The organism is Aquabacterium sp. OR-4, from assembly GCF_025290835.2.
GTDB lineage: Bacteria > Pseudomonadota > Gammaproteobacteria > Burkholderiales > Burkholderiaceae_C > Pseudaquabacterium.
This window is the reverse complement of record NZ_JAOCQD020000004.1, coordinates 178,843-193,633: the sequence shown is the minus strand read 5'-3', so window position 1 is coordinate 193,633 and position 14,791 is coordinate 178,843. Positions and strand designations below refer to the sequence as shown.

General features: G+C 72.3%; 13 protein-coding genes. 1 reads left to right on the top strand and 12 read right to left on the bottom strand.

What is annotated here, in order from left to right; translation table 11 throughout:
• Positions 1–78: 78 nt before the first annotated feature.
• The 4 genes from oiaK to N4G63_RS26345 form a co-directional block, all read right to left on the bottom strand.
• Positions 79–1,557 carry a 3-oxo-isoapionate kinase OiaK gene (oiaK, locus tag N4G63_RS26360; RefSeq protein WP_314600797.1) on the bottom strand — a complete coding sequence of 493 codons (1,479 nt, stop codon included), beginning with the start codon at positions 1,555–1,557 and terminating at the stop codon, positions 79–81.
• Positions 1,558–1,568: 11 nt separating this feature from the next.
• Positions 1,569–2,837 carry a ribulose-bisphosphate carboxylase large subunit family protein gene (locus N4G63_RS26355; RefSeq protein ID WP_260791126.1) on the bottom strand — a complete coding sequence of 423 codons (1,269 nt, stop codon included), beginning with the start codon at positions 2,835–2,837 and terminating at the stop codon, positions 1,569–1,571.
• 22 nt (positions 2,838–2,859) lie between these two features.
• Positions 2,860–3,852, bottom strand: a complete 993-nt coding sequence (locus N4G63_RS26350; protein WP_314600711.1) for a TRAP transporter substrate-binding protein — start codon at positions 3,850–3,852, stop codon at positions 2,860–2,862.
• A gap of 94 nt (positions 3,853–3,946) precedes the next feature.
• Positions 3,947–4,777 (bottom strand): phosphogluconate dehydrogenase C-terminal domain-containing protein, encoded by an 831-nt coding sequence (locus tag N4G63_RS26345; RefSeq protein ID WP_260791220.1) that lies wholly within the window; start codon positions 4,775–4,777, stop codon positions 3,947–3,949.
• Between the two features lie 238 nt (positions 4,778–5,015).
• Here N4G63_RS26345 and N4G63_RS26340 point away from each other — a divergent pair, with 238 nt between their 5' ends.
• The gene (locus N4G63_RS26340; protein WP_260791218.1) at positions 5,016–5,936 is read left to right on the top strand and encodes a VOC family protein; all 921 of its coding nucleotides are present in this window, start codon (positions 5,016–5,018) and stop codon (positions 5,934–5,936) included.
• Between the two features lie 286 nt (positions 5,937–6,222).
• Here N4G63_RS26340 and N4G63_RS26335 read toward each other — a convergent pair whose 3' ends face one another.
• The 8 genes from N4G63_RS26335 to N4G63_RS26300 form a co-directional block, all read right to left on the bottom strand.
• Positions 6,223–7,926 carry a cytochrome D1 domain-containing protein gene (locus N4G63_RS26335; RefSeq protein ID WP_260791209.1) on the bottom strand — a complete coding sequence of 568 codons (1,704 nt, stop codon included), beginning with the start codon at positions 7,924–7,926 and terminating at the stop codon, positions 6,223–6,225.
• Positions 7,923–9,203, bottom strand: a complete 1,281-nt coding sequence (gene nirJ / locus N4G63_RS26330; RefSeq protein WP_314600710.1) for a heme d1 biosynthesis radical SAM protein NirJ — start codon at positions 9,201–9,203, stop codon at positions 7,923–7,925. The genes N4G63_RS26335 and nirJ overlap by 4 nt, the downstream gene beginning before the upstream one ends.
• A 31-nt stretch (positions 9,204–9,234) precedes the next feature.
• A complete protein-coding gene (gene ahbB / locus N4G63_RS26325) occupies positions 9,235–9,708 on the bottom strand; it encodes a siroheme decarboxylase subunit beta (protein WP_260791205.1) in 474 nt (157 codons plus the stop codon).
• Complete coding sequence (locus N4G63_RS26320; RefSeq protein WP_314600709.1) at positions 9,695–10,198, bottom strand: Lrp/AsnC family transcriptional regulator; 504 nt, start codon at positions 10,196–10,198, stop codon at positions 9,695–9,697. The genes ahbB (N4G63_RS26325) and N4G63_RS26320 overlap by 14 nt, the downstream gene beginning before the upstream one ends.
• Positions 10,185–11,291 carry a siroheme decarboxylase subunit beta gene (ahbB, locus tag N4G63_RS26315; protein ID WP_314600708.1) on the bottom strand — a complete coding sequence of 369 codons (1,107 nt, stop codon included), beginning with the start codon at positions 11,289–11,291 and terminating at the stop codon, positions 10,185–10,187. Before ahbB (N4G63_RS26315) ends, N4G63_RS26320 begins: the two co-directional genes overlap by 14 nt.
• Before the next feature lie 11 nt (positions 11,292–11,302).
• Complete coding sequence (locus tag N4G63_RS26310) at positions 11,303–12,535, bottom strand: cytochrome D1 domain-containing protein (protein ID WP_443112119.1); 1,233 nt, start codon at positions 12,533–12,535, stop codon at positions 11,303–11,305.
• A gap of 11 nt (positions 12,536–12,546) precedes the next feature.
• Positions 12,547–12,819, bottom strand: a complete 273-nt coding sequence (locus tag N4G63_RS26305; RefSeq protein WP_314600796.1) for a c-type cytochrome — start codon at positions 12,817–12,819, stop codon at positions 12,547–12,549.
• Positions 12,820–12,949: 130 nt separating this feature from the next.
• Positions 12,950–14,605, bottom strand: coding sequence for a cytochrome D1 domain-containing protein (locus tag N4G63_RS26300; protein ID WP_314600795.1), 1,656 nt, complete (start codon positions 14,603–14,605; stop codon positions 12,950–12,952).
• Between the last annotated feature and the right edge of the window lie 186 nt (positions 14,606–14,791).

Here is a 14,791-nt window from a genome sequence, read left to right as displayed (position 1 = left end):
CCGGTCACGTTCGCGGCCACGTTCACAGTCACCTTCACGGCCGCCGCGGCCGCTTCGGCCGCTTCGGCCGGGCCGCGATCAGTCTGGCGAACGGCCGGCGCGCAGGCGGCCGAAGAAGTCGGCCGCGCCCATCTGGCCGCCCTTGAGCACCACCTGCAGGCCCTGGCGCGCGGCGTGGTCCGACCAGGCGCGGCACAGCGGCGCGCCGGGCACCAGGCCGGCCTCGATGTCGAGCGCCGCGATGCCCAGCGCACCGGCCACGGCGCCCGAGCTGTCGCCGCCGGCCACCGCCACGCGGCGCAAGGCGGGCACACGCTCGAGCAGGCGGCGCATCACCTCGGCCAGGCTCTCGCCCACCTGCCGCGCGGCCGCATCGCGGCTCAGGCCGGCGGCGGCGGCCAGGGCGTCAAAGCCGGTCACGGCCGGGTCGTCGGGGCCCTCGGCCGAATGCACCAGCGGGCTGCGGCCCTGGGCCAGCGCCTGGGCCGCGGCGTCGACCAGGCGCTGTACCTCGGGCGAGCCGGCGCCCGTCTGTGCGTTTGTGTGGGAGCCCGTGCCCTCAGGCGGGCCATCGCGCGGTGGCCCGGGCCGCAGCGCGGCGGCGATGTCCAGGCGCAGCACGGCAAAGCCCTGGGCGCGGGCCCAGGCGATCTGCGCGGCGGTCACCGGCGAGCAGCTGCCGCTGACCGCGGCAACGGCCGCCACCGGCGCGGCCTGCGGCAGGCCGGGCGCGGCGGGCAGCCAGCCGCGGGCGCGCCAGTGCGCGGCCAGCGCATCCTGCAGGCCCGACGAGGCGGCCGTGAACAGGCCCTGGCCGCGGCCCTGCCACACCAGTGCGCCGGCGGCGGCCAGGGTGTCCTCGTCCACCACGTCGAGCAGCACCACCGGGGTGTCGTCGCCCGCGGCGCCGTCGATCAGGGCCTGCAGCTGCGCGCTGCCCTGGCCGGCCTTCAGCTGCACCAGGTCGATCAGGGCGCTGCGGCGCGGGGTCTGGGCGGCCAGGTGCCGGCGCAGATCGGCCTCGGCCATCGGCGTGACCGGGTGGCGGCTCATGGTGGGGTGGCGGTCGAGCCGGTGGGCGGTGCCGTCCACCGCCGCGAACAGGTTGCCGAAGGCCTGGTAGCGGCGCAGCCGCGGCGCCGCCACCACCATCGGCGACCAGCGCCCGCCCTGCGCCTGGATGCCCAGGTCGATGGCGCGGCCGATCGAGCCGATGTGCGGCGCCGAGTCGAAGGTGGAGCACAGCTTGTACTGCAGCAGCGGTGCGCCGAAGGCACGCAGCCGCGCATAGGCCTCGGGCAGGTGGGTGTCCATCCACGCGAGCGACTGGCCGCGCGCCGTGGTGGCCAGGCCGATGCAGCGCACGCCGGCAAAGCGCTGCACCCAGTGCGGCGCGGGCGGCGCCAGAAACAGCACCGTGGACACCCCGGCCGCGGTGAAGGCCTCCATCACGTCGGTGGCGCCGGTGAAGTCGTCGGCGCAGTAGGCCAGCAGCGGGCCGGCGGGCCAGGCGTCTGGCGCGTGGCCGGGCGCGCCCGGGTGCCTGGCGTCGGCCATGGCCGGGCCGCTCACCAGAAACCCAGCGCCGCGCGCAGCTCGGGCTGCTGCGCGGCCTGCACCTCCAGCGCCACGCCGGCCTCGGCGGCCTGCCAGGCCTGGCGCAGCGCGGTCACGCCGGCGGCCACGCCACCGGGGTGGCCGAAGATGCCGCCGCCAGCGGCAAAGATCAGGTCGCTGCTGCCGGTGACGGCCAGCGTGGCGGCGGCCACGCGGCCGGTCTGGCCCGAGCTGAACACCGGCATGGCCGCCATCGGCGCCTCGGGCCACAGCGGCGCCAGCACGGCCTGGGCGGCGGCGGCCACCTCGGCATTGCTCTCACTGAACTTGTTGTCCAGGCCGTTGACATGCAGGTGGTCGGCGCCGGCCAGGCGCCACAGCATCTGCCAGGGTGCGTAGTCCCAGCCCAGCGCCGGATGGCGGCTGAGGCTGCCCCAGCCGTTGCGGTGGGCGTGGATGGGCAGGGCGCTGTGCTGGCGCAAGGCGCGCAGGCCGACCAGGCCGATGCTGTTCAGGCTGGCCATCACGCAGCTGCCGCCTTCGGCCAGCACCAGGTCGTGGCGGCGGCGCATCTCGTCGAGCTCGCCGGTCAGGTTGAAGGCCACCATGGCCTGGCGGCCGTGGCGCTGCGCGCCCTCGCGCACCTCGCGCATCACGGCGCGCACACGCGCGTCGAAGGGGCAGTGCGGGCCGTCGGCCTGCAGCTCGTCGTCCTTGATGAAGTCGATGCCGCCGGCGATCAGCTGGCGCACTTCGAGCGCCGTCTGCTCGGGCGACAGGCCCACGCTGGGCTTGATGATGGTGCCGATCAGCGGGCCGCGGGCCACGCCGGCCAGGCGCCGCGTGCCGGCAATGCCGAAAGCCGGGCCGGGGCAGGCCGCGGCAAAGGCCGGCGGCAGGCGCAGGGCCTGCAGCCGCAGGCCCGAGACGCACTGCAGCTCGAACAGGTTGCCGGCGATGGTGGCCAGCAGGTTGGGCAGCGAGGGGCCCAGGTTCTCGAGCGGCCACGACAGCTCGAGCGTGCAGCGCGTGAAGCGGCTGCCCGGCGGGTAGCGGCCCGGCAGGCTGGGTGCATCGACCACGGCCAGCACCTGCAGCGACTCCACCCGCGCGCCCGAGCGCGCCTTCAGCGCGGCGGTCTCGTTGGCCAGGGCCAGAAAGGTGCCGCTGGACTGCTCGCCGGCAATGATCTCGGCCGCGCGGCCGGGAGTGAGCGGGGTTTCGAGCCAGTAGCGTGCGTGGATGCGGCCGTCGTCGCTGCGGGGTGTGGGGTCGCTCATTGGCTGGGTTGGGCTGGGCGGGTCACTGCACGGCCTGGATGGCGGCGATCCTGTCGGCGCCGAACTCCTTGGCGAAGTTGGCATAGGCCGGCGTCACGGCCTTGCGGAAGCTGTCGCCGTCGACCTTCTCCACCACCTGCATGCCGTCCTTGCGCAGCTGGGCGATGCCGTTGGCCTCGTCGTCGTTGACCTTTTTGCGCTGGGCCACGGCGGCCTTTTTGGCGGCCTCGGTGAAGACCTTCTTGTCGGCCTCGGACAGCTTGCTCCACACCGGTGCCGACACGATGATCACCGCCGGCGAGTACACATGGCCGGTCAGCGACAGGTGCTTTTGCACCTGGCTGAACTTGCTGGCCAGGATCACCGGGATCGGGTTCTCCTGCCCGTCCACCGTGCCCTGCTGCAGCGCGCCGAACAGCTCGGGAAACGCCATCGGCGTGGGCAGCAGGCCGAAGGTCTTGTAGCCCTCCATGTGCACCTTGTTCTCCATGGTGCGCAGCTTCAGGCCGGCGGCATCGGTGGCCTGCACGATGGGGCGCTTGCTGTTGGTCATGTGGCGAAAGCCGTTCTCGGTCCAGGCCAGGCCGACCAGGCCCTTGGCCTGCATCTTCTTCAGCAGCTCCTGGCCGATCGGGCCGTCCATCACCTTGCGCGCGTGCTCGTAGTCGCGAAACAGGAACGGGATGTCGACGATGCGCGTCTCGGGCACGAAGTTGCCCAGCGGCCCGGTGGAGGTGTTGACCAGATCCTGCGTGCCCAGCTGCACCGCCTCGATCATCTCGCGCTCGCCACCCAGCGCGCTGCTGGGAAAGTGCTGGCAGCTGTAGCGGTTGGCCGTGCCCTTGGTGATCTCGTCGCAGAACACCGTGGCGCCCACCCCGTAGTGCGAGGCGGTGGGCGGCGTGTAGCCGATCTTCAGCACCGTCTGGGCTGCGGCCAGGCCGGCGCCGGTGGCCAGCAGGGCGGCCAGGGTGGCGCGCAGGGCGCGCAGCGGACGCTGTGTGGAGCGGGTCATGGTCTTGTCTCCTTCGTGGCTTGTGGTGGTGGCGATCAGCGCCAGGGCCCGGCCCGGGCACCCGGGTGCCCGGGTGTCCTGGCGCGGCGCGCGCTCAGGTGATGCGGCGGATGCTCTCGGCGATCTCTTCGCGGTCGAAGACCTGGCGCCAGTCGTCGCGCAGCAGGCGCGGCTTGCCGTTGACGATGGCCTTGTTGCAGGCATCGCTGAACTGGCCGGGGATCTGCTTGAAGATCACCGCGGCCAGGATGGTCATGTGGCCCAGCAGGAAGTCGCGCGCGCAGTCGGCCGGCACGCCGCGGGCCACCACCTCGTCCATGGCCTCGCGCATGGTGTCGAGCAGGGTGGCGCAGACGGTTTCGCTGAGGCCCGGCTCCAGCAGCGCCATCTGATCAACCGTGACCCGGTAGCTGCGCAGGATGGGCTGGTACAGCGTGCGGGCGATGGCCTCGCCCAGCGCGTAATGCGCTTCAGGGCCCTGCATCAGCGCATTGACGATGCTTTGCGGCGCCGTGCCGCCGCCGAAGTAGTCGGGCGCGCCGGGGGTGTGCACCTCGGGGCTGAAGATCGTGGGGTGGCAGGGGTGGGTGACGAAGTAGCTGAGGTCGGGCCGCGCCGGCAGGTGGCCGGCAAAGGGCGCGGCCGCGTCCAGCGTGATCACCAGGGTGCCGGGCTGCAGCTGCGGCGCGATCTCGGCGGCCAGCCGGCCGATCAGCGTGTCGGGCACGGCCAGCACCACCACCTGGGCGCCGGCCAGCGCGGTGTCGGCCGGCTGGGCGCTGATGCCCAGTTCGTCGTGCAGGCGCTGGCGGCCAGCGGCGCCGGGCTCCACATGGGCCACGGTGTAGGGCGAGCCGATCAGGTTGCGCGACAGGCGCACCCCCATCTTGCCGCCGGCGCCGAACAGCGCGATCTTGGGGTTCATGGCTGGACATTCCTCACTGAAGCAGACCGAGGTCAACAAAGCATCAAACTGGTGTGATGAGTATGTGAGCTGATGATTTGATCGAGAACCGGGTTTGCCCTGATCCGCGCGTGACAGGCCGGCACGCGCGCCGGGCCGACGATCCGCCCCATCCGCCCCCGCCGGCCGCGCTCCCAGCCCGGCCACCGACCCCGCCCGGCCACCGACCCAGCCCGGCCACCCACCCGGAGAGCCCTGCATGCGCATCCGCCAGATCGTTCTTGCCACCCACGCGCTGGGCCCAGGCCGCGCGCTGCTGGCCCAGGTGCTGCAACTGCCCGCGCCCTACCGCGACCCCGGCGTGGCCGAGTTCGGCATCGACAACGCGGTGTTCTGCTTCGGCGACCAGTTCATCGAGCTGGTCTCGCCGCTGCGGCCCGACACCGCCTGCGGCCGCCACCTGGCGCGCCAGGGCGATGGCGGCTACATGCTGATCCTGCAGACCGACCACCTGGCCCGCGAGCGCGCGCGGCTCGACGCCTTGGGCGTGCGCCGTGTCTGGCAGGCCGAGTTCGACGACATCGCGGCCATGCACCTGCACCCCAAGGACATCGGCGGCGCCATCGTCTCGCTCGACGAGGCGCGGCCGGCCGCCGCCTGGCGCTGGGGCGGGCCCGACTGGCAGGTGCAGCCGGGCGAGGCCGGCCGCCAGCGCGTGCTGGGCCTGACCCTGCGCGCGCGCCAGCCCGAGGCGCTGGCACGGCGCTGGGCGCAGGTGCTGGCGCGGCCGGCGCCGCTGCCGCTGCCGCTGCCGGATGGCCGTGGTGATGGTGATGGCCGTGGCGATGGCGACGGCCGCGGCGACGGCGACGGCGACGGCGACGGCAGTGCCGCGCGTCACGGCGCGGGCTGGCGCGTGCTGCTGGACGAGGGCTTCGTCGACGTGCGGCCGCCGGCCGCGGCGGCCAACGGTGCCGCCGTCGATGCAGCCGTCGATGCAGCCGAGGCGGCCGATGCGCTGGTGGGCGTCACGCTGGCGGTGGCCGATCCGGCCGCCGTGTGTACCCGTGCCCGCGCCGCCGGCGTGGCGGTGCAGGGCCTGCGGCTTCAATGGCTGGGGATCGACTGCACGCTGCAGCCCCTGCCGGTGCCCGCTGCGGCGCCGGTTCAGGCCAGGTGATGGGGCGCCGGATCGCCCGCCTGAAGGCCTGACCCGCCCAACCGCGGCGGGGCCCGCGCCCACCGTCCGGGCCTCTTGCACCCGTACCTGTTGTTCTATACAGTCCGGCTCATCGACACTGGATGAATCAACAGGAGTTTGCGATGTACGCCCACCTGCGCCAGCACTACACCCCCAAGACCGACCGCGTGCCCGGCTGGCTGCGCCGCATCTGGTTGTGGTGCTGATCTGCGCGGCCGGCCTGGCCCGCCGGCCTTCGCGACCGTTCCCGTAGTGCGAACCGGCCCTAGTGCGAAGTGCCTTCCGAGCGCGTGATCTTGTTGAACACGTTGTACTTGCCCACCGGCTTGCGCATCGGCAGGCGTTTGATCTCCTTCCAGGTGGCGGCGTCGTAGACGATCAGCGCGCCGTCCATCTCCCACACGCTGGCCAGCGCGTGGCGGCCGTCCTTGCTGAACTCGATGTGGGCCAGCGTCTTGCCCGGCTCGCGCACCTGGCCGGCCACGCTGAGGCTGCGCTTGTCGATGATGGTCAGCGTGTCCTTGGCGCCGGGGCTCATCATCGAGTCGGCCCAGGCAAAGGGGCTGGCCTCGTGGCTGCGCACAAAAAAGCCCGGCCCCGGCATCTCGATGCGGCCCACGCGCTGCCAGGCGCGCGCATCGCCCGGCGCGGCCATGCCGCCCTCGGGGCCGAGGTCGATGATGTCCAGCGCGCCGTCCTTCAGGTTGGGGCTCATCAGCAGGCGGCGGCCCTCGCGCGCAAAGCTGATGCCCGAGCCCAGGTGCGGCATGCCGGCAATCGGCAAGGCCGCCACCTTGCGGCGGATGTCGAGGTTGACAACCTGCGCGCTGGGTTCACCGCTGGCCTTGGCGCGGGTGGCGCCCAGCACATGGCGGTAGGGCGGGTCAAAGAAGAAATCGTCCAGCGGCTCGTCCAGCGGTGTGCGGCGCACACCCAGAAATCCCGCCGTGGGCAGCGCCTCGCCCAGCCGGTGGTCGTGCACCAGGCCGTCGTGGATGGGCTCGGCCTGGCGGTCGTAGCTGATCTCCCACAGCTCGGCAATGTCCTTGAGCGCCACCACAAAGCTCTTGCGCGGCGCCGCGTCGTACACCGCCGAGACGCGTGAGCTGGCCTGGCCGTCGCGCGTGGTGGCGGCGTAGGTCTTGACCAGGTTCAGCCCGGCATCCAGCAGCACCAGGGTGTGCGGAAAGTAGTTGGCCGCCAGCACCCAGCGCCCGTCGCCCGACACCGCCACGTTGCGCATGTTCAGGCCGGCGCGCACCTCGGCCACCAGCTGCAGGCTGTAGAGATCGAACTTGCTGATCCAGCCGTCGCGCGAGCCGAAGAACACATAACGCCCATCGGGCGTGAACTTCGGGCCGCCGTGCAGGGCGTAGCGGCTGGCAAAGCGGTGCAGCACCGTGAAGCGGTCGCCGTCGAGCACGCTCACATGGTGGTCGCCGGCCTCGACCACGACAAACAGGTTCATCGGGTCGGCACGCCATTGCGGCTGCGCCGGCAGGGCCTGCGGCGCCCGGTGCGTGACCTGGCTGGCGCGGATGTCGGCCTCGTCCCAGCGCGGCGCCGGCAGCACGGGGCTGCGGATGTGGCGCGCCAGTGCCGCCATCTCGTCGGCCGTCAGGCTGGCGGCAAAGCCCGGCATCTGCGTGGCCTGCCGGCCCTCGGCAATGGTCTTGAGGGCCTCGGCCGGGCGCAGGCGCTCCAGGCTCTCGGGCAGCAGGGCCGGGCCCATGGCACCGGTGCGCTGTGCGCCGTGGCAGGCCGCGCAGTGCTGGCGGTACAGCGCGGCGCCGTCGATCTCGCCGGGGCCGGCGGCGGCCACGGGCCCGGCCAGTAGGCCCAGGGCACAGGCCACGGGCAGGGCCAGCAGGCCCAGGGCCCAGGCCAGCCGTGCCAGCCGTGCCAGCCGTGCCAGTCGGCCGCGCCGCAGGCGCCATGCCGCGGCGCGGGGTTCGGCAGGCCGGCTCATGGCGCCAGCACCAGCGGGATGTCGGCCAGGCGCGTGCCGGGCGGCTGGGTGGCGGCCTGCGGCGCGGCCGTGGCCGGCGCGGGCATGGCGGGGGCCAGGCCGATCTCGTGGTCATCGAGGTAGCAGCCCGGGTCTTCGGCCCAGGCGTTGCCGCTGACCTGCTGGGCCCGCACCCGGGTATTGCCATTGCAGATGGCCAGGTGCCGGCAGCCGGCGCAGCGGCCCTGCACCGGGCGCGGGCGCTGCTTCAGGCCGGCCAGCAGCGGATCGGACAAGTCGTTCCAGATGGCCGAGAAGGGCCGCTCGCGCACCGAGCCCAGCGTGTGGTGCCACCACATCGTGTCGGGGTGCACCTGTCCCAGGTTGTCGATGTTGGCCACCATCTGCCCCGAGGCGTTGCCGCCCCCGGCCACCAGGCGCGCGTGCAGCGCCGCGCCGAAGCGGGCATGCAGGCCGGGCTCGCGGGCCGCCAGCCATTGCAGCAGGTAGGGGCCGTCGGCGTCGTTGTTGCCGGTGACATAGTCTTCGGCGTGGGCCGTGGCGGCATCGCGCGCGGCCGACCAGGCGCGGTCGAACAGCAGGTCGAGCGCGGCGCGCGTGGCCTGGTGCCGTGCGTCCTTGGCGCGGTGGATGTTGCCGCGCCCGGCGTAGTTGAGGTGCGAGAAGTAGAACTTGTCCACCTGCTCGCGGCGCATCAATGCCAGCAGGGCCGGCAGGTCGTGGGCGTTCAGCGCGGTCATCGTGAAGCGCAGGCCCAGCTTGACGCCGCGCTCGCGCAGCAGGCGCACGGCCGCCAGGCTGCGGTCGAAGGCGCCGGCCAGGCGGCGAAAGCGGTCGTGCGTGTCGCGCAGCCCGTCCAGGCTGATGCCCACGTAGTCGAAGCCCAGCGCGGCCAGGCGGTCGGCCTGCCCGGCATCGATCAGGGTGCCGTTGGTCGACAGGCCCACATAGAAGCCCATGGCCTTGGCGCGGGCCGCGATGTCCGCCAGGTCGGGCCGCAGCAGCGGCTCGCCGCCCGACAGGATCAGGACCGGCACGCCAAAGGACTTCAGGTCGTCCATCACCGCAAACACCTCGGTGGTGCTCAGTTCGCCGGCATAGTCGTGGTCGGCCGACAGCGCGTAGCAGTGCGTGCAGGTGAGGTTGCAGCGGCGGATCAGGTTCCAGATCACCACCGGGCCGCTGGGGCGTGGCGGGCGCTGCGCGCTGGCGGCCGGGTAGTGGCCGCTGCGCTGGGCCTGGGCCAGCTCGCGCATGAACTGCGAGATGCGAAACATGCGGGTCTCTCCGTCGTGGGTGGGGCGCGGCTCAGAGCCGCAGGCCGGTCTTCTTGAGGATCGCGCTCGAGTACAGGATGTCGTGGCCGCGGCAGGCCGGCCCCAGCAGGCAGTGGATGGCCAGCGCCTGGCGCTCGACCTCGGCCCGGCTGCGGCCGTGCAGCATCGCGAACAGGTTGTAGGGCCAGTCGGGCAGGTGGCGCGGGCGCCGGTAGCAGTGGCTCACGCCCGGCAGCGCGCCCACGCGCTCGCCCAGCGCGTCAACCTCGGCGTCGTCCACGTCCCACACCGTCATGCCGTTGGCCGTGAAGCCCAGGCGGTAGTGGTTGGGCACCGCGCCGATGCGGCGCACCAGGCCTTCGTCGAGCATCTGGCCCAGGCGTTCGCGCACCAGCTCGCCGCTCACGCCCAGCATCGCGCCCACGGCCTCGTAGGGCCGCGCCACCAGCGGCAGGCCGCCCTGGGTGGCGGCCACCAGGCGGCGGTCAAAATCAGACAAGGGCATGCAGGCCTCCGGCAGGGCTGGCGGGTGCCGTGATCGGCAGGCGCAGCTCGACGAAAAACTCGCGCTGCTTGGGAAAGGCCAGCACCGGCAGGCCGGTCTCGCGCTCGATGGTGGCCAGCACGCCGTCCACCGCGGCGGCCGACTCGGCGGCCAGCACGAACCACATGTTCAGCCGGTGCTCGCGGCGGTAGTTGTGGGCCACCTCGGGGTGGGCATTGACCTGCTGCGCCACGGCCTCGAAACGCGCCTCGGGCACGGCCATGGCCGCCAGCACGAAGCGCCCGCCGGCGCGCTCGATCTGGAACAGCGGGCCGAAGCGGGTGAGCACACCGTGGGCCAGCAGATGGCGCAGGCGCTCGATCACCGCGCTTTCGCTGCAGCCCAGGTCCTGGGCCAGATCGGCAAAGGGCCGATCGCTCAGCGGCAGGCCGCCGTGCAGGCGGGCGATCAGCTGCAGGTCGGCGGTGTTGAGGGGCTCAGGCCGTGGCATGGCGGATCTCCGGCGGTTCGGGGGGCGCTTGCAGCGCATGGGGCGCCGGGCTGCCCGGCGGCAGGGCGCGAAAGCGGCGCGCACCGGTCTGCTTGAAGCGCCGGCACGAGAACAGCACCTGGTGGTGGAAGGCCTGCAGCCCGGTGGTGCGGCGCAGCGCCGCGATCTGCGCCAGCACCTCGTCGCGGTGCTGGCCATGCACCATGCAGTACAGGTTGTAGGGCCAGCCGGCGGCGCGCTCGCGCCGGTAGGCCAGCGTGACGCCGGGCTGGCAGGCCAGGCGTTCGCCCAGACCGTCCACCTGCGCATCGGGCACGTCGAAGACGGTCATGGCATTGGCCTGGTAGCCCAGCTCGTGGTGCCGCACCACGGTACCGAAGCGGCGCAGCACGCCCTGATCGAGCCAGCGCTGCAGCGTGGCCAGCACCTGCTCGGGCGGCCAGCCCAGGGCCTCGGCCCAGGCATCGAAGGGGCGGCTGAGCAGCGGCAGGCCGTCTTCCACCAGGGCCGCCAGCGCACGCTCATGATCGGCGATTGGCGGCACCTGGCCCGGCTGGCCGCGGCCGGCGCGGGAACGGCTTCGTCCGGGGTTTCGCGCGGGGGTGTGGGCGGTATCGAGGTCAAAGCCCAGATCGATGCGATAGGCCCGCCGCATGCGCAGACTCAGCGCGTGCAAGCCGGTGGCGCGCTGCAGCAGGGCGATCGCGTCGTCCACCGCGTCGGGGTCCTGGCCGGTCATCACGAACCACAGGTTGTAGGCGTGCTCGCGCTGGTAGTTGTGGTTCACGCCGGGATGGGCCGACACGGTGGCGGCCACCGCCTCCAGCCGCGCGGGCGGCACCTGCATGGCCGCCAGCAGCGCGGCGCCGCCGGCCTCGTGCGCAAACACGCCGCCGATGCGACTGAGGCTGCCCTCGTACTGCAGCCGGCGCAGGTGGCGCAGCACCGCGGCCTCGGGCAGGCCGCTGGCCAGCGCCAGGCGCGCATACGGCGCCCGCTCCAGCGGAAAGCCGTGCTGCCAGGGGTTGAGCAGGGCCAGGTGCAGCTCGCTGGGCGCGCACAGGCCGGCGGGGGTGGGGCGGTGGAGGGGCATGGCGGGCGGGTTCAGAAGCCGGTGCGCGCGGCCCGCGCGGTGAAGAAGATGCCGCTGGGCGAATCCAGTGCCAGGCGCGCCACGGGCAGGCGGCGCCGGGTGTCGTAGACCTGCACCTGGTTGTCGTCGCGGCAGCTGATCCACACCTGCTCGCCGCGCGGCGTGAACTCCATGTGCAGCACGGCCTTGCCGGGCTCCAGCGTGTCGATCACGCGCTGGCTGGGGGTGTCGATGACCTGCACGCGGTGGTAGTCGGGCAGGGCGAAGTTCACCCACACCTGGCGGCCGTCGGGCCGCGCGATCACGAACACCGGCTGGCCGGCCACCGGGATGCGCGCCACCTCCTGCCAGCTGGCGGTGTCGACCACCAGCACCTCGTGGCGGCCGATGGCCGGCAGGTAGGCATGGCGGCCGGCCACCGCCCAGCCGCGCAGGTGCGGCATCTTGTACACCGGCAGCGGCTGCTGGCCGCGGCCATAGCCGCCCAGGATGCGGCGCGCCTGCGGCTGCGGCGCCCACAGATCCACCATCGCCAGGCCGTCCTCGCCGAACAGGCCGGCGATGTAGTGGCGGCCATCGGGCGTGACCAGCGCGTCGTAGGGCTGGCGGCCGATGCCGGGCAGGCGGGTGATCTGCGGGCGGGTCGGGTCCTGCGACAGATCGGCGATCCAGATCGCATCGGCATCGAACAGGCTGAAGGCAAAGCGCCGGTCGGGCAGATCGACCAGGCCCACCACGCGCGAACGCCTGCGCCCGCCGTCGCCGGCGGTGGCTTCGGGCCCGTACCAGGCCGGGATGTCGGCCACCAGGGCCAGCGTGCGGGCGTCGAACACCTTCACGCCACCGGGCGTGTAGTTCTGCGCCGCCACCAGCGTGCCGTCGGCGCTGACCGCGCCGCCGATCGAGTTGCCGGCCTGCATCACGCGGTTGACGATGCGCTGGGTGAGCAGGTTGACCTGGGTGAGCCCGCCGTCGCGGCCAAACACATAGGCGTGCAGGCCGTCGCGCGAGAACACCACCGAGGCATGCGACAGGTCGCCCAGGCCCGGCACCTCGGCGCGCACGCGGCGCTGCGTGGTGTCGACGATGGCCAGCGTGCCGCGGGCGCGCTCGATCACCACGCCCAGGTCGCCGGTGCCGACGGGTTCGGCCACCGGTGCAGCGGCTGCCGGCGGCGCCCCGGCGCAGCCAGCCAGGTTGCCCAGCAGCGGCCAGGCCGGCAGCGTGGCCGCCAGTGTGAACATCGATCGGCGGTTCACCGCGCAGACTCCTCGGGAAAGCCGGCCACCAGGCGCTGCGCGATCCAGTCGGCCTCGGCCTCGGTGAGCAGGCGGCGCCAGCCGGGCATCGGTGTGCCCGGGCGGCCGTGGAAGATGGTGCTGGCCACAAAGGCCAGCGGCTTGTCGGCCAGGGCCTCGCGCGTGAGCGCCGGGCCCAGGCCGCCGCTCAGGCGCATGCCGTGGCACGAGCCGCAGTCCTGCCGCACCATGCGCACCAGTGCGCCCTGGCGTTCTGGCGCGGGGGCCATCGGCGCGCCGTCGGCGGCATGCGCCGCAGCACAGGCCAGCCACAGCAGCAGCGGCAGGACTCGATTCAAGGCATGCGCTCCGGCAAAGGCCGTGTCAACCCAGCGGCCACCAGGCCGCTTCGGGGGGGGACTAGTAAACGTCGTGCTGGGTGTTGTGCACGTTGAAGTGCCCGGTGGGCGTGATCAGGCGCGGGTCCTTGATCACGGCCTTGAGCTTGAGCGTCTTGTCATCCACGATGACCATCGCGCTCTCCTTGTTCTTGGCACTCCACACCGCGAACCAGACCTCGTCGCCGGCCTTGTTGTACTCGGGCTGCACCACGCGCTTGGCGCCGTCGTCCTTCAGCCCGGACCACTCGGCAATGGGCAGCACGGTGAAGCCCTTGGCCAGGTTCTTCACATCGAACACCGCCACCGACTGCGAGAGCTTCGGATCGGGGTTCAGCGGCGTGTCCACGTACAGGTGCTGGCTCTTCGGGTGGCTCTTGATGAACAGGTTGCCGCCGCCCTGGCCCTTGAGCGTCTCCACCACCTGGAAGGCCTGGGCCTTGTGCTTGGCCGGGTCGGTGCCGATCAGCGAGATGGTCTCGTCGCCGAGGTGGCCGGTGGCCCACACCGGCCCGAACTTCGGGTGCACGAAGTTGGCGCCGCGCCCGGGGTGCGGGATCTTGCCCACCTCGATCAGCTTGGTCAGCTTGCCTTCCTTCAGGTCGACCGCGGCGATCTTGTTGCTCTGGTTGGCGGCCACCATGAAGTAGCGGCCGGTCGAGTCCAGGCCGCCGTCGTGCAGGAAGCGCGCGGTGCCGATGGTGGTGACCTTCAGCGCATCGATGTCCGAGTAGTTGACCAGCAGGGTCTGGCCGGTCTCCTTGACGTTGACCACGAACTCCGGCTTGTAGTGGCTGGCCACGATCGAGGCCACGCGCGGCTCGGGGTGGTACTCCTGCTTGTCCACCGTGTTGCCGCGGGTCGACACGATCTTCAGCGGCTCCAGCGTGTCGCCGTTCATGATGGTGTACTGCGGCGGCCAGTAGCTGCCGGCAATGGCGTAGCGGTCTTCGTAGCCCTTGTACTTGCTGGTGTCCACCGAGCGGGCCTCGAGGCCCACGCGGATCTCGGCCACGTTGTCGGGCTTGGGCATCCACAGGTCGATCATGTTGATCTTGGCGTCGCGCCCGATCACGAACAGGTAGCGGCCCGAGGCCGACAGGCGGCTGATGTGCACCGCGTAGCCGGTCTTGACGATGTTGATGATCTGCTTGGTGTCGCCGTCGATCAGGGCCACCTCGCCGGTGTCGCGCAGCGTGGTGCTGAAGATGTTGGCGATGTTGTAGCCGTTCATCTTCTTCTTGGGCCGGGCCTCGGGCGGCACGATCAGCTTCCAGGTGGCCTTCATCTGCTCGAGCCCGAACTCGGGCGGCGTGGGCGCCTCGTGCTGGATGTAGCGCGCCATCAGGTCGACCGTCTTGTCGTCGAAGTCGCCGCTGGTCAGCCAGTTGGGCATGCCGGCCGGCGAGCCGTAGGCGATGAACACCTTCAGGTAGTCGGTGCCCTTGGCCTGGGTGAGGTCGGGGGTCAGCGGCTTGCCGGTGGCGCCCTTGCGCAGCACGCCATGGCAGCCCGCGCAGCGCTCGAAATAGATCTGGCGCGCGCGGTCGAACTCGGCCTGGGTCATCGGCGGTGCCTTCGGGTGGCTGCTCTGCACCATCGGCTCGGCGCCCAGCGGCGAGGCGCCGGCCTGGTAGTTCATCTCGGCCGGTGTGACGGCCTTCTTGTCCTGCGCCATCGCAGGGGCCAGGGCGCTCAGCGCGATGGCGGTGCCCAGCACGGCGGCCAGGGGGTTCAGTCGGAGAAGCTTGGCGGGCATGTGTCCACTCCTTGGGTTGGTTCCTTGTCGTGGCACGCATGCTTGCGGCGCAGCGGCCGGGCGTCCTTGAACCAGTTCAAGGACGCTCCGGCAGGCGCTGCCAAG

Coding starts and splice junctions, on each gene's coding strand:
- oiaK (WP_314600797.1), bottom strand. CDS start 1,557: ATGGCCGACGCCAGGCACCCGGGCGCGCCCGGCCACGCGCCAGACGCC.
- N4G63_RS26355 (WP_260791126.1), bottom strand. CDS start 2,837: ATGAGCGACCCCACACCCCGCAGCGACGACGGCCGCATCCACGCACGC.
- N4G63_RS26350 (WP_314600711.1), bottom strand. CDS start 3,852: ATGACCCGCTCCACACAGCGTCCGCTGCGCGCCCTGCGCGCCACCCTG.
- N4G63_RS26345 (WP_260791220.1), bottom strand. CDS start 4,777: ATGAACCCCAAGATCGCGCTGTTCGGCGCCGGCGGCAAGATGGGGGTG.
- N4G63_RS26340 (WP_260791218.1), top strand. CDS start 5,016: ATGCGCATCCGCCAGATCGTTCTTGCCACCCACGCGCTGGGCCCAGGC.
- N4G63_RS26335 (WP_260791209.1), bottom strand. CDS start 7,926: ATGAGCCGGCCTGCCGAACCCCGCGCCGCGGCATGGCGCCTGCGGCGC.
- nirJ (WP_314600710.1), bottom strand. CDS start 9,203: ATGTTTCGCATCTCGCAGTTCATGCGCGAGCTGGCCCAGGCCCAGCGC.
- ahbB (WP_260791205.1), bottom strand. CDS start 9,708: ATGCCCTTGTCTGATTTTGACCGCCGCCTGGTGGCCGCCACCCAGGGC.
- N4G63_RS26320 (WP_314600709.1), bottom strand. CDS start 10,198: ATGCCACGGCCTGAGCCCCTCAACACCGCCGACCTGCAGCTGATCGCC.
- ahbB (WP_314600708.1), bottom strand. CDS start 11,291: ATGCCCCTCCACCGCCCCACCCCCGCCGGCCTGTGCGCGCCCAGCGAG.
- N4G63_RS26310 (WP_443112119.1), bottom strand. CDS start 12,535: ATGTTCACACTGGCGGCCACGCTGCCGGCCTGGCCGCTGCTGGGCAAC.
- N4G63_RS26305 (WP_314600796.1), bottom strand. CDS start 12,819: ATGGCCCCCGCGCCAGAACGCCAGGGCGCACTGGTGCGCATGGTGCGG.
- N4G63_RS26300 (WP_314600795.1), bottom strand. CDS start 14,605: ATGGCGCAGGACAAGAAGGCCGTCACACCGGCCGAGATGAACTACCAG.